The following is a 21312-nucleotide window of genomic DNA, read 5'->3' on the forward strand; positions in this document are numbered from 1 at the left end:
TCCCTCCTGAAACTACTCTACCCCAGACCATTATTCCGGGTTTGCCCATGCCGTCCAATGCCCATCCAAGTCCCGCCGACATCATGCCGCTCGCCAAAGTCATGGCGCGCCTTCGCGACCCGGACACGGGTTGCCCGTGGGACATAGAGCAGGATTTCTCCACCATCGCGCCCTATACGATCGAGGAAGCCTATGAGGTCGCCGACGCCATCGAGCGCGACGACATGGCGGCGCTGCGCGACGAACTCGGCGACCTTCTGCTCCAGGTCGTGTTCCACAGCCGCATCGCCGAACAAGCCGGCTATTTCACTCTTCAGGATGTGATCGACGGCATCACCGAAAAGATGATCCGCCGCCATCCCCATATTTTCGGCGATGGCGTAGCCCGCGAAGACGGTCATGGCCGCTGGGAAGACATAAAGGCCGCCGAACGCGCCGGGAAGGACGCTGACCAGAGCGCTCTCGCCGGTGTCGCCAAGGCCCTGCCAGCCCTGTTGCGCGCCGAAAAGATCCAGAAGCGCGCTGCCCGGACCGGCTTTGACTGGCCTGATATTCAGGGCGTCGTGGCCAAGATCGAGGAAGAACTGCAAGAGGTTCATGAGGCCGCTTCTCCTGATGAGCATCATGAGGAAATCGGCGACCTGCTTTTCTCTGTGGTCAACCTCGCGCGCCATTGGAAGGTTGACGCCGAAGCCGCCCTGCGCACCGCAACCGCCAAGTTCGAGAAGCGGTTCCGAACCATGGAAGATATCGCCGGAGAGGCATTTCCCGGCCTGTCGCTGGAGGATAAGGAAGCCTTGTGGAAACAGGCCAAACGGCGGCAGACCCCGGACTAAGGCTCGTCCCCGTCCTCGGCCTTCGGCCCGCCGCGCTTGAGAAACCGTGCGAGGGCGGAGTCGGAGAGGCGCACATCCACCAGCATCTCCCCCTGCTCGGCCGTGCTTCCGATCACTTCGCCATGCTCATGCAACCACGCCAGCGCCGCGCCGTCGGACAGCGGCACATGCAAGCGATGCACTTGCGCGCCAGCCGTCAGCCTTTTGCTGATCGCCCGTTGCAGATCGTCGACGCCCTGCCCGGTAATCGCTGACAGGATCACCACATCATCCCGGCGCGCCGCCAGTTCGCGCAGATGGTCCGCAGCCTCCGCATCCAGCAGGTCGAGCTTGTTCCATGCCTCGATGATCGGCGGTGGTTCGTCCCCCTCGCCGCCTTCCAGAGCGCCCTCGCCCGCCACGCCCAGCTCGCTCAGCACGTCCATCACATCATCCCGCTGCGCCTCGCTGTCGGGATGAGCAATATCGCGGACATGGATGATGAGGTCGGCCGAAAGCACTTCCTCCAGCGTCGCGCGGAACGCCGCGATCAGCTGCGTAGGCAGGTCCGAAACGAAGCCCACCGTGTCGGACAGGATCGCCTTGTCCAGGCCCGGCAGGGCGATCTGCCTCATGGTCGGGTCCAGCGTGGCGAACAGCAGGTCTTCCGCCATGACGTCAGCGCCGGTCAGCCGGTTGAACAGCGTGGACTTGCCCGCATTGGTATAGCCGACCAGCGCGATGACCGGCCAGGGCGCGCGCTGCCGCCGGGCGCGGTGAAGGCTGCGCGTGCGCGTGACCTGATCCAGTTCGCGGCGGATCTTGGCCATGCGGTCGCGGATCATCCGCCGGTCGGCTTCGATCTGGGTTTCGCCAGGACCGCCCAGAAAGCCGAAGCCGCCGCGCTGCCGTTCCAGGTGGGTCCAGCTGCGCACCAGCCGCCCGGCCTGATAGTCGAGATGGGCCAGTTCGACCTGCAACCGCCCTTCGTTCGTCGCGGCCCGCTCGCCGAAAATCTCCAGGATCAGGCCGGTGCGATCGATCACCTTGGTGGAGGTCGCCTTCTCCAGATTGCTCTGCTGCACGGGGCTCAAAGCATTGTCGACGATGACCAGTTCAGCATCCTCGGCTTCGGCCAGCGCCGCGATCTGCTCGACCTGTCCGCTGCCGAACAGCGTCGCAGGCTTGCGGTCGCGGACGCGGAAGGCCTGCGCCGCACGCACATCGATGCCGATGGCGAGCGCCAGCCCCCTCGCCTCCTCCAGCCGCGCATCGCTGTCGCGCCTTTCGGCGCCATGGGTTTCCGCGCGCACGACGATCGCCCGCGCGCCGCGCGTTACCTCATCTTCCGAATCGCGATTGAAGACAGCCATGACCGCTTAACGCCTCAGCCGCCCATGCGCTTCACCGGAGGGCGGCGGAAAGCGGCAAAAGCTCAATCCTCGTCCTCGCCCTCACCACTCAGGTCGAGCGCATGCAGAGGCTGAACCGTCGAAATGGCGTGCTTGTAGACCAGCTGCACCATCCCGTCGCGCTCCAGCAGCATGCAGAACAGGTCGAACGCGGCGATCTCGCCCTGCAACATCACGCCATTGACCAGGAACATGGTGACCGGGCTGTTCGACTTGCGCACGGCGTTCAGGAAGATTTCCTGCAACAGCTTGCCCCTGCCGTTCCCGTCGCCAATCTTGCGCAGATCGGTCAGGTCCATAGGCTGAGCGGGCATGACGGTGGAGATGGCATGCTTGTAGACCAGCTGCGACTGCCCGTCGCGGCGCAGCAGCACGGAAAAATTGTCAAACCAGGTGATGATGCCCTGCAACTTCACGCCCTTGACCAGGAACATGGTCACAGGGGTCTTGGTCTTGCGCAGGTTGTTCAGGAAAATATCCTGAAGATTGTTCATCTTATCGGCCATGGTGATCACCAGTCCTTATTGGCGGGACGTTACCCGCTCTCGCACCCCTAGGCAGGGTGTCTTGCCTGCTCCCGCCAGCCGGAAGCGAATGGAACCTACCGCAATTGCGAAGGGGCGTCCATGCCCCTCATGTGCAATCGCCTGTTCGTCTTGGTCAACTGTCCTTGCCGTCCGTGATGCCCAGCAGCTTGAGCTTCCGGTGAAGCGCCGACCGCTCCATTCCAATGAACGTGGCCGTGCGCGAGATGTTTCCTGAAAAACGCCGTATCTGGATGCGCAGATATTCCCGTTCGAAACTTTCGCGCGCCTCGCGCAGGGGCGCGCCCATGATGGCGGACTGGCCGATCCCCTCGCCGCCGCCATTGCTGGTCAGCTCGCCCGGCAGCATGTCCAGTTCGATGCGGCCGATCCGCTCGCCCGGCGCCAGGATCATGGTGCGCTCGATGACGTTGCGAAGCTGGCGGACATTGCCGGGCCACTCGTTCGCCTGCAAAGCCGCCATGGCGTCACTGGCGATCTCTGGCGAAGGAACCCGGCGGTCGGCGGCAAAGCGCGCGAGATAATGTTCGACCAGCGGCGGAATGTCGTCCCGCCGCTCGGCGAGCGAGGGAATGACCAGCGGCACGACATTGAGCCGGTAGAACAAATCCTCGCGGAAGCGCCGCTCCTCGATCTCCACCGTCAGGTCGCGGGCGGTGGAGGAAATCACCCGCACATCCACCTTCACCTGCCGCTGCCCGCCGACGCGCGTAAAGCTCTGGTCCGTCAGCACCCGCAGGATTTTGCCCTGGGTGGTCAGCGGCATGTCCGCGATCTCGTCCAGATAGAGCGTGCCGCCATGCGCCTGCTCCAGATAGCCCGGCCGCACCAGTCCGCTTGGGTCCTCGACGCCGAACAGTTCCTCCTCCACGCGATCGGGGTCCATGCGCGCGGCGGCGACGATGATGAAGGGCGCATCGGCCCGCCCGCTCCAGCTATGAAGCATGCGCGCCGCCACTTCCTTGCCCACCCCCGCAGGACCGGAGATGAGCACGCGGCTGCCCGTGCCCGCGACCTTCTTGATCGTCGCGCGGACGGCGTTGATGGCCGCCGACGTGCCGGTCAGCTCGTCATCCTGGCCAAAGCGCGCGCGCAGCACCTGATTTTCCCGCCGCAACCGCTCCGTCTCGGTCGCGCGCGACACCAGGTGGATCAGCCGGTCCGCCTCGAACGGCTTTTCGATGAAATCCGCCGCGCCCTTGCGGATCGCCGCCACCGCCGTATCGATATTGCCGTGGCCGGAAATCATCAGCACGGGAATGGTGGCGTCCCGCCGTTTGATTTCATCGAGCAGTTCCAGCCCGTCCAGCTTGGACCCCTGCAACCACACGTCCAGCAGCACCAGCGATGGGCGGCGCGCATCCAGCGCCTCGATCGCGCTGTCGCTGTTGGCGGCGGTGCGGGTGGTGAAGCCCTCATCCTCCAGCACGCCCGCGACCAGATCGCGAATGTCTTCCTCGTCGTCGACTACCAGAATATCAAGCGCCATTGGCTGTCACTTTTCCCTTGGGCAAGGTCAGGACTTGCCCTTCTTCCAATTTTTCGAGCGCGCCCACGGGGAAACGAAGACTGACGCAAGTGCCGCCGCCTTCCACATCCTCCAGGCGGATTTCGCCCATATGTTCCTCGACGATCTTCTTGACGATCGCCAGGCCCAGACCCGTGCCCTTGGTGCGGGTGGTCATATAGGGTTCCAGCACGCGCTCCCGCTCCGGCGGTAATCCTATACCATCGTCGCGCACCTCGATCAGCAGATTGGCGTCCTGCCGCCGCATCGTCATGCGGACATGCCCGCGCGCCGCGTCGGGCGCGGGATCGGGCTTGGGCTCGATCGCCTCGACGGCATTCTTGACGATGTTGGTCAGCGCCTGCCCCAGCTGACGCCGGTCGCACACCAATTCCATATCGGGTTCGTCCGCGTGGAATTCAAATCGGATGTCCGGGTGCGCCACTTCATGCAGGAACAGCGCATGGCGGGCAATGTCGCCCACCGCCTCGCGCCGGAACACGGGCTTGGGCATCCGGGCGAAGGAGGAAAATTCGTCCACGATGCGCCGCAAGTCGCCGACCTGGCGCACGATCGTCCCGGTCAGCCGGGCGAAGGTGCTCTTGTCGCTGGTGACCTCATCGGCATAGCGGCGCTGCAATCGCTCGGCGGCCAGCTGGATCGGCGTCAGCGGGTTCTTGATCTCATGGGCGATCCGCCGCGCGACGTCCGACCAGGCCGCCCGGCGCTGGTCCGAAAGCTGCTGCGTGATGTCGTCAAAGGTCAGGATGTGGCGCGACGCATCCTCGGACACCTTGACGGCAAGGGTCCGCACTTCCCCATGCGCCCGCGTCTGAACGATCCCCGCATCCTCCTCCGACGCGATCAGCGCCGCGAGTTCGGGCGAAACGTCGCTCAGCGGCTGGCCCACCGGATCGTCCCCATCCTTGACCAATATCGCCGCCGCGGAACTGTTGAGGAGCAGGATGATGCCATCGCGATCGACCGACAGCACGCCAGCCGACACGCCGGACAGGATCGCTTCGATAAAGGCGCGGCGCTCGTCAAGCTGGCTGTTGGCGGCCACCAGCGCGCCGGTCTGCGCCTCCAGCCGCTGGGTCATGCGGTTGAACGCCGACGCCAGCGTGCCGATCTCGTCCCGCGATTGCGGGCTGGTGACGCGCGCGGACAGGTCGCCTGCCGTGATGCGCCGGGCCGCCGTCACCAGTTCGTTCACCGGCCGCACCATCCAGTCGGCGACCGTCAGCGCGATATAGACCGCGATGCCGACCAGCAGCAGCGACCCGACGAACAAGGCGACGTTGAAGCGCAACTGCAAGGCGCGCGATTGCGCCGCGAAAATGTCATAGTCGGACAGGACTTTCTGCGCCCGCTCGACATTGCTGAACGCCGTGGAGCCGGAATCGCGCGTCGCATAGAGATAGATTTTCGCGCCCGGATACAGCAGCGTCACCGCCTCGATCTGCGTGGGCTTGGCCGCGACGACGACATTCTCCCCAGCGTTCAGCCGCCGGATGACCTCTTGCGAGAGCATTTCGGACGCGGGGCGGCTGTCGGGATCGACCGTCGCCGCCGTGCGCGCCACGCCGTCCTTGCCCACCTCGATAATGGCGGAGCGGTTGAGCTTCCGCGTGACGACCTGATAGATATAGCCCTCGGCAAAGCGCGGGCTCGATACCTTGGACTGGGACAGGTAATCGCGCAGGTCGCTCGCCATGGTGACGGTCTCGTCGCCGACCTCGCGCAGATTCTGTTCATAATAGCCGCGCGCCAGATCGCTCGCATTCTGCAACATGGTCCGCGCGCTGTCGGAAAACCAGAATTGCACGCCATATTGGAACAGCAGCGACGCGAAGATCACGACCAGCAGCATCGGCACGCTGGCGACCAGCGAGAATATGGCGACCAGCCGCACATGCAATTGCCCGTCGCTGCCGATCGCTGATTGAGCGGCGCGGCGGCGGGCGACGCGCCGCCCCAGCAGCACCAGCAGCGCGATCGCCGGGACCAGGTTGCACACCAGCAGCAGCGCGACGATGGGCGGCGTCAGCAGCGTGTAGGATTGCCCCTGCCCCGACAGCAGGAAATAGGTAAGCCCGGCGGTTCCCAGGAACAGCAGCAGCGTCGCCGCTTCCACCAGGGAAGCAAGCCGCCGCCGCAAGAAGGGCGGGACGATCTTCTTCCATGTCCGGCCCCGGCGGGGCAGAGTCACTGCGCCTTCCATAGTTGCTTTGTTACAACAATGCAGTGCTCGATCAAACACAGTAATCGTACCGGCCTGTCCTCCTGCCGGACAAGGCGTGCGCTTCGCCTCGCCGCCATCATTCCGCCACGCGCAGTTGCAGCGGGTCGAGCCCATAGTCGGTCAGCTTCTTGCGAAGCGTGTTCCGGTTGATGCCCAGCAGGCCCGCGGCGCGGATCTGATTGCCGTCCACGCTCGCCAGCGTTTCCTGAAGCAGGATCGGCTCGACCAGGGCAAGAAGGTCATCGTGCAGCGCTCTGTTGGGCTGGCCGATGCCGATCCCAAGCTGCCGCTTGGCCCATTCGCGCACCGCCTGGCCAAGCTGGTCGGCGGGCGCGGCATGATCGGCGGGCACCATGTCCAGCGGCAGGCTGTTTCGCAATACATCCGCCGCGATCACATTCTCGCGGCTCAGCACCGCAAGCCGCTGCATCAGATTCTGCAATTCCCTGACATTGCCGGGCCAGTGATAGGCCATCAGCAATTGCGCGGCATCGTCCGACAGCGCCTTGCGTGGCAAGCCTTCCAGCGCCGCGCGGTCAAGGAAATGGCGGGCCAGCAGGATGACGTCCTCCCGCCGCTCGCGCAGCGCTGGGAGCGCGATCGGAACGACGTTGAGGCGGTAATACAGGTCCTGCCGGAACCTGTTCTCCTCGATCAGCTTGGGCAGGTCCTTGTTGGTGGCGGCGATGATGCGGACGTTGACCCGCACCGGCTTCGATCCGCCGACTGTCGTCACCTCACCCGATTGCAGGACACGCAACAGCCGCGTCTGCGCCTCCATCGGCATGTCGCCAATCTCGTCCAGGAACAGCGTGCCGCCCTGCGCCTGCTCGAACTTGCCAGCGGTGCGCGCCTGCGCGCCGGTGAAGGCGCCCTTTTCATAACCAAATAGTTCTGCTTCGATCAACTCACGCGGAATAGCCGCCATGTTGATCGCGACAAAGGGCTTGGTCCGCCGCTGGCCCAGGCTGTGAATGGCCTCCGCGACCAGTTCCTTGCCTGTCCCCGATTCCCCCAGCACCAATATACTTAAGTCATTAGAAAGGACCCGCGCGATGGTGCGATAGACCTCCTGCATCGCCGGTGATCGCCCCACCAGAGGCAGTCCGTCATGCGGCAATCCGGTCGCGCCATCCTCACCCTCCTGCGCCTTGCCCGTGCCCAGCGCATCCCCGACCGCCCGCGCCAGTTCGTTCAGGTCGAACGGCTTTGGAAGATATTCGAACGCCCCCTTCTCCGTCGCGCGGATCGCCGTGTTCAGCGTATTCTGGGCGGACAGCACGATGACGCTAAGGTCGGGCTTGCGCTCCAATATCTCGGCAACCCCGTCCAGCCCGTCGCCATCGGGCAGCATGACGTCCGTGATCAGAACGTCGGGCGCGAAGCTTTCCAGCAGCGCCCCGCGCTCCTTGATGGAGGAAGCCGTCTTGACCTTATGCCCCTGCCGCCGCAGCGCCTCACCCACGACGACGCAGATCGCCGGATCATCGTCCACCACCAAAATGGCGCCCGTCGCGCTCATCATCCCATCCCCATCGGCAGCAGGATGCGGAAGGTGGATTCGCCCGCTTCCTGATCCCGCGAATATTGAACGAAACCATTCATGTCCCGCACCAGCTTGTCGACCAGCGCCAGGCCCAGGCCCTGGCCGTCGCGCTTGCCCGTGATGAACGGGTTGAACAGGTGATCAAGGATATGGTCCGGCACGCCCGGTCCATTGTCGATGATCAATATCTCAATGGGCAGGACGGCGCTCCCCTTGCCCTCCCCCATCACCACCGACACGCCATGCCGGAAAGCCGTTTCGACCCGGATGCACCCATCGTCGACATGCTCCAGGGCCTCCGCCGCATTCTTGATGAGGTTGATCATCACCTGAACCAGCGCGTCATCATTGATGATGGCGAACGGCAATGACGGGTCATAACGTCTTATGATCTTGACGTCCTTGGCAAAGCCCGCCGCCGCTATATTGGCGGCGCGATCGATCAGCGGATAGATGTTCCCCGGCCTGCATTCCAGCGTCCGGTCCGTCGTGAAATCCTGCATCCGGTCGATCAGCGCGGCGATGCGGTCGACCTCATTGCAGATCAGCTGGGTCAATGTCGTGTCATGGCCATTATTGCCCGATTCCAGCAACTGCGCCGCGCCGCGTATGCCGGACAGGGGGTTCTTGATCTCATGAGCAAGGATGGCCGCCGCGCCGATCGCCGACCGTGCGCCGCCGGTCGTGCCGCGATGCCCGATCTTGCGCGCCTGGCTTTGCGCATGGATGGAAACGATGCGCCATCCCTCATGGTCGATGATCGGCGCGATCATCAGGTCGACCTCCATTTCGGCGGTCCGCCCGGCATGAACCTTGATGTCATAGGCGGCGATCGGCTTGTTGCTGTGCCATATGTCGAAACGCGCACCCGCTTCGGCCATCCTGATGGTGCGCGTGATGTCGCTGCCAACGATCGCGGACCGCGCCATGTTGAGTAGCGTTTCGGCACGTACATTGGCGTCGGCAATGCGGTTGTCCGGGCCGACCACCAGCGTCGCCACCGGAAGCGCCGTCATCAGTTCCGGCAGAGACGGCCCATCGGACTGGGCGCGAAAGGATGGCGTGGCAGTTGACGCCACCGTCATGCCGCCTTGCGCGTTTCCGCCGGGCCTTCCTGTTCGATCAGCGGTTCATAGAAACGGGCGAGCATCTCCAGCACCACATCGCCGTCCGGCTCCTGATTGACGGCGTTGCGGAACTCCGCCGATCCCGGCAAGCCCTTGGTGTACCAGCCGATATGCTTCCGGGCCATGTTCACGCCGGTCATGCCATCATAATGGTCGAGCATCGCACGATAATGTTCCGTAATCACGCCATATTGTTCAGCCAGCGAAGGATCGCCAAGCTTCTGCCCTGTGCGGAACCACTGCATCACCTGACCGATCAACCAGGGGCGTCCATATGCCCCGCGCCCGATCATCACGCCATCCGCGCCGCTCTGCTCCAGCGCGGTTTCAGCATCCTCTATCGAGCAGATGTCGCCATTGACGATGACCGGCAGGCTGACCGCTTCCTTGACGCTGCGGACGAAAGCCCAATCGGCGCTGCCCTTGTACATCTGGCAGCGGGTCCGGCCGTGCACGGTGATCATCTTCGCGCCCAGATCTTCGGCGATGCGCGCCAGTTCGGGGGCGTTCAGGCTGGCATGGTCCCAGCCCATTCGCATCTTGACCGTGACCGGCACGTCAACAGCGTCCACCGTCGCCTTGATCAAGGCCGCAGCCAGGGGAAGGTCGCGCATCAATGCGCTGCCCGCGTCGCCATTCACGACTTTCTTCACCGGGCAGCCCATGTTGATATCGATGATCGCCGCGCCACGATCGGCGTTCAGCTTGGCCGCCTCCGCCATTTCGGTGGGAGAGCATCCGGCAAGCTGCATCGAAACCGGTTCTTCCACCGGATGCCAGGCCGCCTTTTGCAGGGACTGGCGCGTTTCCCGGATCATGGCGGCGGTCGCGATCATCTCCGTCACGTTGAGGCCTGAGCCATAGCGGCGCACGAGCGTACGGAACGGCATGTCGGTGACGCCGGTCATGGGGGCCAGTATCACTGGCATGTCGATCGTCACGGGACCGACCTTAATCGGGGAAAGTCTGCGCATCACCACATCTGCCTAAAAAACAGGCAGGCCTTAGCGGAAAAGCGCACCGGCGGCAAGCAAGCTGGGTCTGGCGGACCGCCCGCCCCTCCGCTACAGGCCGCGCCATGATGAAGATCAAGCATGGCGTCGTGGCGCTACTCGTGGCGGCGGGTCAGGGAAGCCGCGCGGGCGGCGACATGCCCAAGCAGTTCCGGCAGATCGCGGGCAAGCCGGTGCTTGCCCATGCCGTCGATGCGCTCGCTGCCCATGCCCCGATCGACGCCATCCTGCTGGTGGTGGGCGCTGGGCAGGAAGAGGCCGTACGCGCCCTGCTGCCCGGCCGCCCGATCGCCGGGATCGTCGCGGGCGCAGACAGCCGCCGGGGATCGGTTCGGGCGGGCCTTGAAGCCATGGCCGCATCGGGAGGAGCGGAACGCGTCCTCATTCACGATGCCGCCCGCCCTTTCCTGCCGGGCGAGGTGATCGATCGACTCCTGTCCGCACTCGACCTTCATGCCGGAGCCGTCCCGGCTCTGCCTGTCGCCGATACGCTGGTCAGGGGCGATGAAGGCCGCGCCGGGCCGGTCGTGGACCGCAGCGCCCTTTTCCGCGTGCAAACGCCCCAAGCCTTCCACTTCGATGCGATACTCGCTGCCCATCGCAGATGGGACGAGGACCGCGAAGCTACCGACGATGCCCAGATGCTGCGGGAACAGGGCCATGACGTCATCCTTGTCGAAGGCGATGAAAGGCTGGAGAAATTGACCTATCCTCAGGATTTCGCCAGGGCCGAAGCGCGCCTGTCCGCCCAGCGCACGACGCGCGTCGGCATGGGCTATGACGTCCATCGCCTTGCCGCTGGCGAGGAATTGTGGCTGGGCGGCGTGCGGATCGACCATGATCACGGCCTTGCCGGGCACAGCGACGCCGACGTCGCCCTCCATGCCATTGTCGACGCGCTGCTGGGAGCCTTGGCGGAGGGCGATATCGGCAGCCACTTCCCCCCATCCGATCCGCAATGGCGGGGAGCGGCCTCGTCCCGCTTCCTCGAATATGCCGCCGATCGTGTAACCGCGCGCGGAGGGCGGATCGAGCATATCGACCTCACTATCATCTGCGAAGCGCCCAAGATTGGGCCCCATCGCGATTCCATCCGTCAGCGCATCGCGGAGATACTCGCCATCGGCCTTGACCGGGTGAGCGTGAAGGCGACAACCACCGAACGCCTGGGTTTCACCGGCCGCCGCGAAGGCATTGCCGCGCAGGCGGTTGCAACCCTCGCCCTCCCCGCGCTATCCTGACCATTATGCCTGACAGCATCCTTCCCCCGCCGCTGGTCGATCTTGCCGAGCGCGTCATCATCGCCAACCGCCGCGCTGGCCGCACCATCGCCGTGGCGGAAAGCTGCACCGGCGGGCTGGTCTCGGCCGCGCTTACCGAAATCGCCGGTTCGTCCGACGTGTTCGAAGCGGGATTTATCACTTATTCCAACGATATGAAGAATGAGCTTCTCAAGGTCTCTCAGGATGTGCTGGAGACCTTCGGGGCTGTATCGATCGCGACCGCCTGGGCAATGGCGCAGGGGGCGCTGATCAAAAGCCATGCCAGCGTCGCCGTCGCCATCACGGGCATCGCCGGGCCGGGCGGTGGGTCGGAGCAGAAGCCCGTGGGCACGGTGGTGTTCGCGCGGGCCGAACGCGGCGCGTCACCGGATACCGTCCTTGCCGATATGCGGCACTTTGAAAATAATGGCCGCGGCGGCGTGCGCCTTCAGGCGGCGCTCTGCGCGCTGGAGCTTTTGCTGCCTGAATCTCCGTAAAGCTGCGCCGCCCGCGTTTCGAACGCGCCGATCATCTTGCGCAGCGCCTTGTCGAACATCTGCCCGGCCAGCATTTCGAACAGGCGGTTTTTGAACTCGAACTCGACTTCGAAATCCACCAGCGTCCCGCCCTTGCCATCGTCGCGGAAGCGCCATTCATTGTGCAGATGCTTGAGCGGACCCTCCAGATAATCGACCCGGACATAATCGGGCCGATGCTTGTGGACTCGGGAGGAAAAGCTTTCCTTGATGCCCTTGAACCCCACGATCATGTCCGCGACCATTTCAGCATCACTGTCTGACCGGACACGGATCGCGCTGATCCATGGCAGGAATTGCGGATAGGCCGCCACGTCCGACACCAGGTTGAACATCTGGTCCGGTGTATAAGGCAGAGGCCGCGTTTCGTGATGCTTCGGCATTGCGATCAGCGCGCCTGCTGTTTAGCCAGTTGTGTTTCACGCGCCGCCCGCATCTCGGCAAAATCCTTGCCCGCATGATAGCTGGAGCGCGTCAACGGACTCGACGCGACTTGCAGGAAGCCTTTCGCCCGCGCGATCGCGGCATAGGCGTTGAACGCCGCCGGGGCGACGAACTCCATTACCTTCGCATGCTTCGGCGTCGGCTGAAGATATTGGCCCATGGTCAGGAAATCGATGTCGGCCGATCGCATGTCGTCCATCACCTGATGCACTTCCAGCCGCTCCTCGCCCAGGCCCAGCATGATGCCGGACTTGGTGAAGATCGACGGGTCCAGTTTCTTCACCGACTCCAGCAGCCGCAGCGACGCATAGTAACGCGCGCCGGGGCGAATGGTGGGGTAAAGCCGCGGCACCGTTTCCAGATTATGATTATAGACGTCCGGCCGCGCGGCGACGATCATCTCGACCGCGCGCTCATGCTTGTTGCGGAAATCGGGGGTCAATATCTCGATCGTCGTGCCCGGCGTGGTCCGGCGCAGCGCCTCTATCACCTTCACGAACTGCAAAGCGCCACCATCGGGCAGGTCGTCACGGTCCACCGAGGTGATGACGATATGCTCCAACCCCATTTCCGCGCAGGCGTCGGCCAGATTCTGCGGCTCATTGGGATCGACCTTGCGCGGCATGCCCGTCTTGACGTTGCAGAAGGCGCAGGCCCGCGTGCACACGTCGCCCAGGATCATGACCGTGGCATGCTTCTTGGTCCAGCATTCCCCTATATTGGGACATGCCGCTTCCTCGCACACCGTCGCCAGCCCTTTTTCGCGCATCAGCTTGCGCGTCTCGTGGTAACCGGGGCTGACCGGCGCCTTCACGCGTATCCAGTCCGGCTTGCGGACGCGCTCGGGCTTCAGGGCGGCGTTCGGGACGACATCGTTCATGCGCCCCAGATAGCGATGCAAGCACGCTCTTGCCAGCCCCCAGATTGTCCGGCAGAGACTTGCCCATGACCGACTTTGCAGACATGCTCCAGGGCTACCGCCGCTTCCGCAACACTGGCTGGACGCAACAGCGCGGGCGATGGGACGAACTGAACGAAGGGCAGAGTCCCGGAGTCATGGTCATCGCCTGCTCCGACAGCCGCGTCGATCCGGCGCAGATCTTCGACACCCTGCCCGGCGAGATATTCGTCGTGCGCAACGTGGCCGCGCTGGTCCCGCCGTTTGAAACGACTCCGGGCCATCACGGTGTTTCGGCCGCCCTCGAATTCGCGGTTCAGGTCCTGAAGGTCCGGGAGATCGTGGTCATGGGCCATGGCAAATGCGGCGGCTGCAAGGCTGCGCTCAGCCAGGAATTGAAGGATGCGCCTCCGGGCGAGGGCGGCTTCATCCACAATTGGATCGACATGCTGGCCCCCGCGCGCGAAACGGTGATCAGCCGCTTTGGCGACGATCGCGGGCGCGACGCGCACCGGGCGATGGAACAGGAAGGCGTGAAGGTCAGCCTGGCCAATCTGCGCACCTTCCCCTGCGTGCGGTCCAAGGAACGTGCTGGCGAGTTGAAGCTGATCGGCGCCTTTTTCGCCATCGCTGACGGGCAACTGCATCTGCTGGACGAACAGAGCGGGAATTTCCATCCGGCGGCGCTGGAATCCGCCTGATGGCCTCGACGATCCCCAGCGGCAATGTGGCCCTGCTGATCGACGCCGACAACGCTTCCGCCGACCATTTCGACCCGGTACTGACGGTTCTGGCCGAACTCGGCACCGTCAACATTCGCCGCGCCTACGGTAACTGGAGCAAGCCCGCTCTCAAGGGATGGGCGCGCCAGGCCGTGACCCAGGCAATCGAAACGCAGCAGCAGTTCGACCTGACCAAGGGCAAGAACGCAACCGACATGAAGATGACGATCGACGCCATGGACCTGATGGCGGGCGGACGCGTCACCGGCTTCGGCCTGATGTCCAGCGACAGCGATTTCACGCCGCTCGTCACCCGGATACGCCAGGAGGGGATCGACGTATACGGCTTCGGATCGGAAAAGACGCCCGAAGGTTTCCGCCGCGCATGCACCCGCTTCATCGACGTGGCGGCGCTCGCCCGGTCGCTTGCCGAAACTGCCGGGCACCCCCTGCCGGACGTGACCGCCGCCGATCCCGCTTCCGCGCAGCCGGATGAAACAGCCAAGAGCGGCGTCAAGAAAGTGGATGATGAAGTCGTGCGGCTCCTGATCGAAGCCTATGACGCGGCCAAGCGCGACCAGAATGGCTTTGCAGCCCTGGGACCCGTTGGCCAGCGGGTCGGCAATCGCTCCAGCTTCGACGTGCGCAACTATGGCTTCAAACGGCTGTCCGACCTTGTGCAGGCCATCCCCAATTTCATCACGGAAACGCGTGAAAATGGCCAGACCTGGATCAAGCGGGTGCGTTGATGACCATGATCGCACGGCATCTGCTGATCACCGGCCAGGTGCAGGGCGTCTTCTACCGTAACTGGACCGTGCAGACCGCGCGCGATCTCAACCTTGCCGGATGGGTCCGTAACAAGGCGGACGGGCGAGTCGAAGCCTGGGTGGAAGGCACACCCGAAGCGGTCGAGCTATTCATTCAACGCGCCCACGAGGGGCCGCCCGCTGCGAGAGTCGCGAACATCGACTCCGCCGAAGTGGCGCCAGAGGGACTAACCACCTTCGATAAGCGTCCGACAGCCTAAGGGCGCGGCCAAGTATTCAATAAGACGCGCCGTCCATCAGACGCTTCAACTGCGCTACTGCATGCGCAGGAGTACCGCGCTTTTTTCCAAACCCGCCCCCGGTTCTGCAAACTCAGAAAGCGGGAAATGGGAAGAATAAGGCATCAATAAAAAAAAGGCCGATCCCGAAGGACCGGCCGGAAAGTTTTTAGGAGAGGATGCCTGAAAGGCCCTTCCTATGTGCGATGCAGCATTAAATTCCGCAAGTGCGAAAGCCGTTATCCGTGTTGCAATTTCTGCAACTGCTCGTGATATCAGCGAGTTAGCTTCTTATAGGCAAGGCTGGTCGGACGATCCGCCGCATCGCCCAGGCGACGGCGCTTGTCTTCCTCATACATTTCGAAATTGCCCTCGAACCATTCGACATGGCTGTTGCCCTCGAACGCCAGGATATGCGTGGCCAGACGATCGAGGAAGAAGCGGTCGTGGCTGATGACCACGGCGCAACCGGCGAAATTCTCGATCGCCTCTTCCAGCGCGCCCAGCGTTTCGACGTCCAGGTCGTTGGTCGGTTCGTCGAGCAGCAGCACATTGCCGCCCTTCTTCAGCATCTTGGCGATGTGGACGCGATTGCGCTCACCGCCCGATAGCTTGCCGACATTCTTCTGCTGGTCCTGCCCCTTGAAGTTGAAGGCGCCCACATAGGCGCGGGTCGACATATCGTGCCCGTTGACCTTCACATAATCCAGGCCATCGGACACTTCTTCCCAGACATTTTTCGACGGGTCCAAATGGTCGCGGCTCTGGTCGACATAGCCCAGGCGCACGGTCGAACCGACATCGATCTCACCCGAATCGGGCTGTTCCTGCCCGGTGATGATCTTGAACAGCGTTGACTTGCCTGCGCCGTTCGGTCCGATAACGCCGACGATGCCGCCCGGCGGCAGCGTGAAGGACAGATTCTCGAACAGCAGCTTGTCGCCATAGGCCTTGCTGATGTTCTTCGCCTCGATCACCTTGCCGCCGAGGCGTTCGGGCACCTGAATGACGATCTGCGCCTTGCCAGGGATGCGGTTCTCCTGGCTCGCGACCAGTTCCTCGAACTTCTTGATACGCGCCTTGGACTTGGTCTGCCGGCCTTTGACGCCAGCACGAATCCATTCCAACTCGTCCTTGATCGCCTTCTGACGGCCGGATTCCTCGCGGTCCTCCTGCTCCAGGCGCTTGGCTTTCTTCTCCAGATAGGTGGAGTAGTTGCCTTCGTACGGGAAATATTTGCCGCGATCGAGTTCCAGTATCCACCCGACCACATTGTCCAGGAAATAGCGGTCGTGGGTGATCATCAGCACCGCACCGGCATATTCCTTCAAGTGATTTTCCAGCCACTCGACGCTTTCGGCATCCAGATGGTTGGTCGGTTCGTCCAGCAGCAGGATGTCCGGCTTCTGGATCAGCAGGCGCGTCAGGGCGATGCGGCGTTTTTCACCGCCCGACAGATTGTCCACCGCCCAGTCCGAAGGCGGGCAGCGCAGCGCTTCCATCGCGATTTCAAGCTGGTTGTCGAGCGTCCAGCCGTCGACTGCGTCGATCTGCTCCTGCAACGACCCCATCTCTTCCATCAGCGCATCGAAATCAGCGTCTTCCGGCGGATCGGCCATGATCATGCTGATTTCGTTGAACCGATCGAGCTTGTCCGCGATCTCGCGCGCACCGTCCTTCACATTTTCAAGGACAGTCTTGGCAGGATCGAGCTGCGGCTCCTGCGGCAGATAGCCAACGGTGATATTCTCACCCGGCCATGCTTCGCCGGTAAAATCCTTGTCGATCCCGGCCATGATCTTCATCAGCGTGGACTTGCCCGCGCCGTTCGGGCCGACGATGCCGATCTTGGCGCCGCGGTAAAATTGCAGGTTGATGCCGTTGAGCACCGGCTTCTGGGCGCCGGGAAAGCTCTTGGTCATGTTCTTCATGACGAAGGCGTATTGGGACGAGGCGGACATGGCTTGAAGCAGCTCCGATGGGGTAAACAGGAAAATTTGGCCCGGAGTTAGCGAACGCCGCGCACGTTGGCAAATGGGTGATGGCCGGTTACACCATCATTCATGCAGAAAATCCGACCGTTTTCGCTGGTTATGCTGCTGCTGAGCGGCATGGCTGCCCCCTCCCTCGCGCGAGGCGCATCGGCCGATCCTGTCGAGGCGATTCGATCGGCCGCGCTGGCGGATCAGACGGCCTATGACTTCGTGGAGGGACTCACCACCGAAGTCGGCCCCCGCCCCGCAGGAACGCCGCAGGAGGCACGCGCCCGCGACTGGGCCGTGGCGCGATTGAAGGCGCTAGGCTTCTCGAACGTGCGCGCAGAATCTTACCGCATGCCGGTATGGGAGAGGGTGCGGGACGAAGCGCAGGTGCTGGCCCCCTTCCCCCAGAAGCTCGTGCTCGCCGCGCTTGGCAACAGCGCCTCCACGCCTGCCAAGGGTATCGAGGGCGAGGTCGCCTATTTCCCGTCACTGGCCGCGCTCGAAGCGGCTCCCGAAGGCAGCCTGAAGGGCAAGATCGCTTTCGTCAGCCATGCCATGCATGCGACGCAGGACGGATCTTCCTACGGCTATTTCGGCGCGGTCCGCCGTCAGGGGCCCAGCATCGCTTCCAAAAAGGGGGCAATCGCCATCCTGATCCGCTCGATCGGCACGGACAAGCATCGGCAGCCGCACAGCGGCGTCCAGATGTGGGCCGATGGCGTCAAGCCCATCCCGGCGGCGGCGCTCAGCATCCCGGATGCCGAACAACTCACGCGCATCATCTCCCGCGGACAGCCGGTGCGTATCCATCTGACGCTTATCTCCAGGATGCTCAAGGACCAGCCATCCGGCAATGTGATAGCGGAGATTCCCGGCAGCGACCCGGCCGCCGGACTCGTCCTCGCCGCCTGCCATCTCGACAGTTGGGATCAGGGCACCGGCGCGATCGACGATGCGTCAGGCTGCGGGATTATCGCTGCCGCGGCCCTGCATGCCGCCAAGACTGGAACACCCCGCCGGACCATCCGCCTGCTGCTTGCGGGCGCGGAGGAAGTCGGCGGAGACGGTGCCAGGGCCTATTTCGCCGCGCATGGCAGCGAACACCACGCCCTTGCCATGGAATCGGACTTTGGCGCCGATCGCATATGGCGCGTCGATTTCGGTCTTGGGAAAGGGCAGGAAGCGATTGCCCGGCGGATCGCAGACGCGCTTGCGCCATTGGGCATCGCGGCCAGCCGCGTCGCTGCGGGCGGCGGCGCGGATATAGAGCCTCTCGTGAAATCCGGCGTTCCGGTCATCGACCTTCAACAGGACGGCAGGCGTTATTTCGACATTCACCACACGCCGGACGATACGCTGGACAAGGTCGATCCAGCGCGATTGCAGCAGAATGTCGCCGCCTGGGCAGTTACTCTCCATTTGGCGGCGAACGCATCGGAATCACTAGCCAATAAGTGAACTTTTATTGTAGACAACGACCCGTCGCGTGATTCCGTCGCTTCACCGACGCAGAAAAGCATTGATTTGTGCAACGCACACGTTAATGCGGGTCGCTCGCGTAGGTGACGTCATGAACGGACCAACGCGGCAATATGCTATGGGAGCCGTACACAATGAAGAAGATCGCTGTTGTTTTCGCTTCGGCCGGCCTGATGGCCCTCGCCGCTTGCGGTGAGAAGCCGGCTAACGAGACCGCGAACGCTTCGAACGCTGTTGTCGAAAACGTCGTCGAAAACGCTGCCAACGCAGCCGACAACGCTGCCAACGCGGCTGACAATGCTGCTGACAACGCCGCGAACGCTGCTTCGAACGCCGCGAACGCCGCCGAATAATCTTCGCGTCAGCGAGATTTCCGAAGGGCGGGCCGTTTGGTCCGCCCTTCTTCGTTGTGGCGGGCGCATCCGTCAGCAACATGGATGGTGGGCCATTCCCGCCATCAACGCCGATTGACGGCAAGCCTCCTTCGCCGCTAAGGCGCAGGCGTCGGGGAGTAGCGCAGCCTGGTAGCGCATCTGCTTTGGGAGCAGAGGGTCGCAGGTTCGAATCCTGTCTCCCCGACCACTTTCACCCTCATGCCCTATCCCGGCCATGCCCTATCCCGGCTGAGTCCCCGCGCCGGGCCAGGCTTCAAAGCGCATAGTCGATCTGCGCCCAGAATTTCCGTGTGTCCGCGTCCCCCGCAAAGCTGGCGATGCCCTGCCGGTCGTAATCGGCATATTTCACCAGGGCGCTCAGATGCGTGTCGATCTTCAACGTCAACTGCGCATCATATTCGTCGCCATAATGGATCGACTGCCGGTCGCTGCTGAATCGATGAAAGGTGAATGACGCCACCAGCGGTCCCGCCTTCCCCACCTTGGGCAAGCTATAGGCGACCCCGGCATAATAGTCCTGAAGCCCCGTCGCCGGGGTCGTCAGGAATTTGTCGGCCCAGCCGTTGAACTTGTGCAGCGTCGCAAAGGGCGTCTGAAAGGCGAAGCCTCCCGCAGCACCGGCCGCGTCCCGATCCGATCCCAGCAATTCATATCCAGCGGTCAGCTTGAACGCCGCGACATCCAACCCCAGCTCGGCCGCAACATAATCCGCCGAATAGTCGACCGGGTTTTTGGCACGATCACTTTGCCGGGCATAGCTGGCCAGATAGCTGAGCTTCACCTTTCCCGTAAGCGGCACGGCCCCGGCAAAGCGCGCGCCATAGGTCTGGCTGCTGTTGCGGAGCAGCGCAGGTACAGCCACGTCCTCGTCCACCAGATAGGCAAAGCCCGTCACGGTGCCCAGCTTCGTCTTGTAGGCGACATTGGCGAAGACATTGTCGCCATCGATCTGCGTCGGCCGGTTGACCGATCCGAACTTCCCGCCATCAATGCCCCAGATCGTCCGTGCCGAAATGGCGTAGGTGACATCAACCTTCAGGTCCTTCACCCCCATATATTCGATGCGCAGCGCATCGAACGTCTGCTCATTTTGCCGCCATGCCACGGACCCGACAAAGCGCTGATCGTCCAGATTGATGCGCTGACGGCCCAATGTGACGATCAACGGCTTGGTCCGGTATTGCAGTTGGACCCGGTTCACCTCGACATTTTCAGGATCGGGCACGATCGGATAAAGCGTCTTGCCGTTCACGCCGCTATTATAATCCTCGTCAAGGGCGAGCGTCCCTTCGGCCTCGGCCAGGAAAGCGAACGGACCCTTCGACAATTCCCCGCCAGCGCGCATCCGCATCGTCACGGCATCGGCATCCCGGCTTTCCTGCAAGGGCAAAGGGCCGTCCTGCTCCACCATTTCATAGCGCAGCCGCGCGTCGATGATCGGCTTGAACATGACCTCCTGCGCCAGAACCGGCGTGGCGGCACTGGCCAAAGCACTCGCCGACAGCATCAGACAAACATTCCTCATACGTCCCCCTCATCGCTCCCGATGGCTTGAGCCATTCAGGGCGCCCTCTCCCCAGATCCTTCCCGGCCAAGCCCGTCCCGGCGCGGAAGGCATGCAGCCAGCCGCCGCCGGAAACCTGCTCCGGTCGAAAGGAAGATGAAGTCCGCGGCGCGCACTCGCGTCCACGGCTGAAAAGCAACAAAAAAGCCGCCAGGAAGCAGGTCTGTCGGACCTGTCCGGGCGGCGTCATTGCCAATTTCGATCCACTGGGATCGCCAGCAACCCTCACCGTCATCGGCAAGGATCACCTATGTACCGAAGCTACCCTGCTCCGGCGAAGGAAAGCTGTCATCGATTGGATCGAGTCGCAAGCGATTTTTTGCACCGCACAATTTTGCCCATGCGCCGGCGCGTCCGCATAGATAAACCGATGTGAGGATTGGTGGGCCCGGCAGGACTCGAACCCGCAACCTAGCCGTTATGAGCGGCCAGCTCTAACCATTGAGCTACAGGCCCCACCTGTCGCGGGATTAGGAGGCATCAGGCGGCTTTGCAAGCCTCTCCGCGTCGCGGCACGGCGGCAAGCAGCTGCTCCAGCGCCGCCGCCTGAACATTGCGCCTTGCAAGATGCTCCAGCACCCCGTCCCACCAGCGATAAAATGCGGTCAGATCGCTCTCGTCCCGCACATAGGGCGTATGCCCCGGCTCAAGCGTGGGCGAATGGAAGCTGAAGCTCAGCACCCTCACACCTTCCTCCATCAGCGCGTCGATCGCCCGGATGGCGTCGCGCAGCGGCACGCCTTCGGGCGTCAGCGGCACGCGGCTCAACATG

At 63.2% G+C, this 21312-nt stretch carries 19 protein-coding genes, 2 tRNA genes and 1 pseudogene; 9 read left to right on the top strand and 13 right to left on the bottom strand.

Annotated elements, in window-relative coordinates; genetic code table 11:
• The first annotated feature begins 47 nt into the window (after positions 1 to 47).
• The gene (gene mazG / locus L288_RS23820) at positions 48 to 836 is read left to right on the top strand and encodes a nucleoside triphosphate pyrophosphohydrolase (RefSeq protein ID WP_021236627.1); all 789 of its coding nucleotides are present in this window, start codon (positions 48 to 50) and stop codon (positions 834 to 836) included.
• On the opposite strand, the gene hflX is transcribed toward mazG, so the two are convergent.
• The 7 genes from hflX to dusB all read right to left on the bottom strand — a co-directional run bounded on the left by hflX (position 833) and on the right by dusB (position 10171).
• Positions 833 to 2188 (bottom strand): GTPase HflX, encoded by a 1356-nt coding sequence (hflX, locus tag L288_RS23825; protein ID WP_021236628.1) that lies wholly within the window; start codon positions 2186 to 2188, stop codon positions 833 to 835. The two genes, mazG and hflX, sit on opposite strands and share 4 nt — an antisense overlap.
• A gap of 62 nt (positions 2189 to 2250) precedes the next feature.
• Positions 2251 to 2733, bottom strand: a complete 483-nt coding sequence (gene hfq, locus L288_RS23830) for an RNA chaperone Hfq (RefSeq protein ID WP_021236629.1) — start codon at positions 2731 to 2733, stop codon at positions 2251 to 2253.
• A 154-nt stretch (positions 2734 to 2887) separates the two neighbouring features.
• A complete protein-coding gene (gene ntrX, locus L288_RS23835) occupies positions 2888 to 4261 on the bottom strand; it encodes a nitrogen assimilation response regulator NtrX (RefSeq protein ID WP_021236630.1) in 1374 nt (457 codons plus the stop codon).
• Complete coding sequence (locus L288_RS23840) at positions 4251 to 6503, bottom strand: HAMP domain-containing histidine kinase (protein ID WP_021236631.1); 2253 nt, start codon at positions 6501 to 6503, stop codon at positions 4251 to 4253. Before L288_RS23840 ends, ntrX begins: the two co-directional genes overlap by 11 nt.
• A gap of 97 nt (positions 6504 to 6600) precedes the next feature.
• Positions 6601 to 8046, bottom strand: coding sequence for a nitrogen regulation protein NR(I) (gene ntrC, locus L288_RS23845; protein ID WP_021236632.1), 1446 nt, complete (start codon positions 8044 to 8046; stop codon positions 6601 to 6603).
• Positions 8046 to 9155 carry a two-component system sensor histidine kinase NtrB gene (locus L288_RS23850; RefSeq protein WP_021236633.1) on the bottom strand — a complete coding sequence of 370 codons (1110 nt, stop codon included), beginning with the start codon at positions 9153 to 9155 and terminating at the stop codon, positions 8046 to 8048. The genes ntrC and L288_RS23850 overlap by 1 nt, the downstream gene beginning before the upstream one ends.
• Positions 9152 to 10171 (bottom strand): tRNA dihydrouridine synthase DusB, encoded by a 1020-nt coding sequence (dusB, locus tag L288_RS23855; RefSeq protein ID WP_021236634.1) that lies wholly within the window; start codon positions 10169 to 10171, stop codon positions 9152 to 9154. The genes L288_RS23850 and dusB overlap by 4 nt, the downstream gene beginning before the upstream one ends.
• Before the next feature lie 104 nt (positions 10172 to 10275).
• Between dusB and L288_RS23860 the strand changes: the two genes are divergently transcribed.
• Both L288_RS23860 and L288_RS23865 read left to right on the top strand, forming a co-directional pair.
• Positions 10276 to 11451, top strand: coding sequence for a bifunctional 2-C-methyl-D-erythritol 4-phosphate cytidylyltransferase/2-C-methyl-D-erythritol 2,4-cyclodiphosphate synthase (locus tag L288_RS23860; RefSeq protein WP_021236635.1), 1176 nt, complete (start codon positions 10276 to 10278; stop codon positions 11449 to 11451).
• Positions 11452 to 11456: 5 nt separating this feature from the next.
• On the top strand, positions 11457 to 11969 hold the full coding sequence (locus L288_RS23865) for a CinA family protein (protein WP_021236636.1): 513 nt from the start codon (positions 11457 to 11459) through the stop codon (positions 11967 to 11969).
• Here the strand turns inward: L288_RS23865 and L288_RS23870 are convergent.
• On the bottom strand, positions 11921 to 12391 hold the full coding sequence (locus L288_RS23870) for a type II toxin-antitoxin system RatA family toxin (protein ID WP_021236637.1): 471 nt from the start codon (positions 12389 to 12391) through the stop codon (positions 11921 to 11923). The two genes, L288_RS23865 and L288_RS23870, sit on opposite strands and share 49 nt — an antisense overlap.
• Before the next feature lie 5 nt (positions 12392 to 12396).
• Positions 12397 to 13332, bottom strand: coding sequence for a lipoyl synthase (gene lipA / locus L288_RS23875; RefSeq protein ID WP_051209597.1), 936 nt, complete (start codon positions 13330 to 13332; stop codon positions 12397 to 12399).
• 65 nt (positions 13333 to 13397) lie between these two features.
• On the opposite strand from lipA, the gene L288_RS23880 reads away from it, so the two are divergent.
• The 3 genes from L288_RS23880 to L288_RS23890 are packed head-to-tail and all read left to right on the top strand — an operon-like array spanning position 13398 to position 15102.
• Positions 13398 to 14051 carry a carbonic anhydrase gene (locus L288_RS23880; protein ID WP_021236639.1) on the top strand — a complete coding sequence of 218 codons (654 nt, stop codon included), beginning with the start codon at positions 13398 to 13400 and terminating at the stop codon, positions 14049 to 14051.
• Positions 14051 to 14821 (top strand): NYN domain-containing protein, encoded by a 771-nt coding sequence (locus L288_RS23885; RefSeq protein ID WP_021236640.1) that lies wholly within the window; start codon positions 14051 to 14053, stop codon positions 14819 to 14821. The genes L288_RS23880 and L288_RS23885 overlap by 1 nt, the downstream gene beginning before the upstream one ends.
• Positions 14821 to 15102: an acylphosphatase gene (locus L288_RS23890; RefSeq protein WP_021236641.1), complete on the top strand. Its 282-nt coding sequence runs from the start codon at positions 14821 to 14823 to the stop codon at positions 15100 to 15102. The genes L288_RS23885 and L288_RS23890 overlap by 1 nt, the downstream gene beginning before the upstream one ends.
• Before the next feature lie 293 nt (positions 15103 to 15395).
• Here L288_RS23890 and ettA read toward each other — a convergent pair whose 3' ends face one another.
• Positions 15396 to 17081 carry an energy-dependent translational throttle protein EttA gene (ettA, locus tag L288_RS23895; protein ID WP_021236642.1) on the bottom strand — a complete coding sequence of 562 codons (1686 nt, stop codon included), beginning with the start codon at positions 17079 to 17081 and terminating at the stop codon, positions 15396 to 15398.
• Between the two features lie 102 nt (positions 17082 to 17183).
• Here ettA and L288_RS23900 point away from each other — a divergent pair, with 102 nt between their 5' ends.
• From L288_RS23900 to L288_RS23910, 3 genes are all read left to right on the top strand, one after another.
• Positions 17184 to 18560, top strand: a complete 1377-nt coding sequence (locus L288_RS23900) for a M28 family peptidase (RefSeq protein ID WP_021236643.1) — start codon at positions 17184 to 17186, stop codon at positions 18558 to 18560.
• Between the two features lie 155 nt (positions 18561 to 18715).
• The gene (locus L288_RS23905; RefSeq protein WP_021236644.1) at positions 18716 to 18934 is read left to right on the top strand and encodes a hypothetical protein; all 219 of its coding nucleotides are present in this window, start codon (positions 18716 to 18718) and stop codon (positions 18932 to 18934) included.
• Positions 18935 to 19086: 152 nt separating this feature from the next.
• Positions 19087 to 19163, top strand: a tRNA-Pro gene (locus tag L288_RS23910).
• Between the two features lie 66 nt (positions 19164 to 19229).
• Here the strand turns inward: L288_RS23910 and L288_RS23915 are convergent.
• The 3 genes and pseudogenes from L288_RS23915 to L288_RS0121090 form a co-directional block, all read right to left on the bottom strand.
• The gene (locus L288_RS23915) at positions 19230 to 20483 is read right to left on the bottom strand and encodes an alginate export family protein (RefSeq protein ID WP_021236645.1); all 1254 of its coding nucleotides are present in this window, start codon (positions 20481 to 20483) and stop codon (positions 19230 to 19232) included.
• A gap of 437 nt (positions 20484 to 20920) precedes the next feature.
• A tRNA-Ile gene (locus L288_RS23920) sits at positions 20921 to 20996 on the bottom strand.
• 24 nt (positions 20997 to 21020) lie between these two features.
• Positions 21021 to 21312: pseudogene (locus L288_RS0121090) on the bottom strand (polysaccharide deacetylase family protein); the annotation flags it as partial.

Source organism: Sphingobium quisquiliarum P25, from assembly GCF_000445065.1.
Lineage (GTDB): Bacteria > Pseudomonadota > Alphaproteobacteria > Sphingomonadales > Sphingomonadaceae > Sphingobium > Sphingobium quisquiliarum.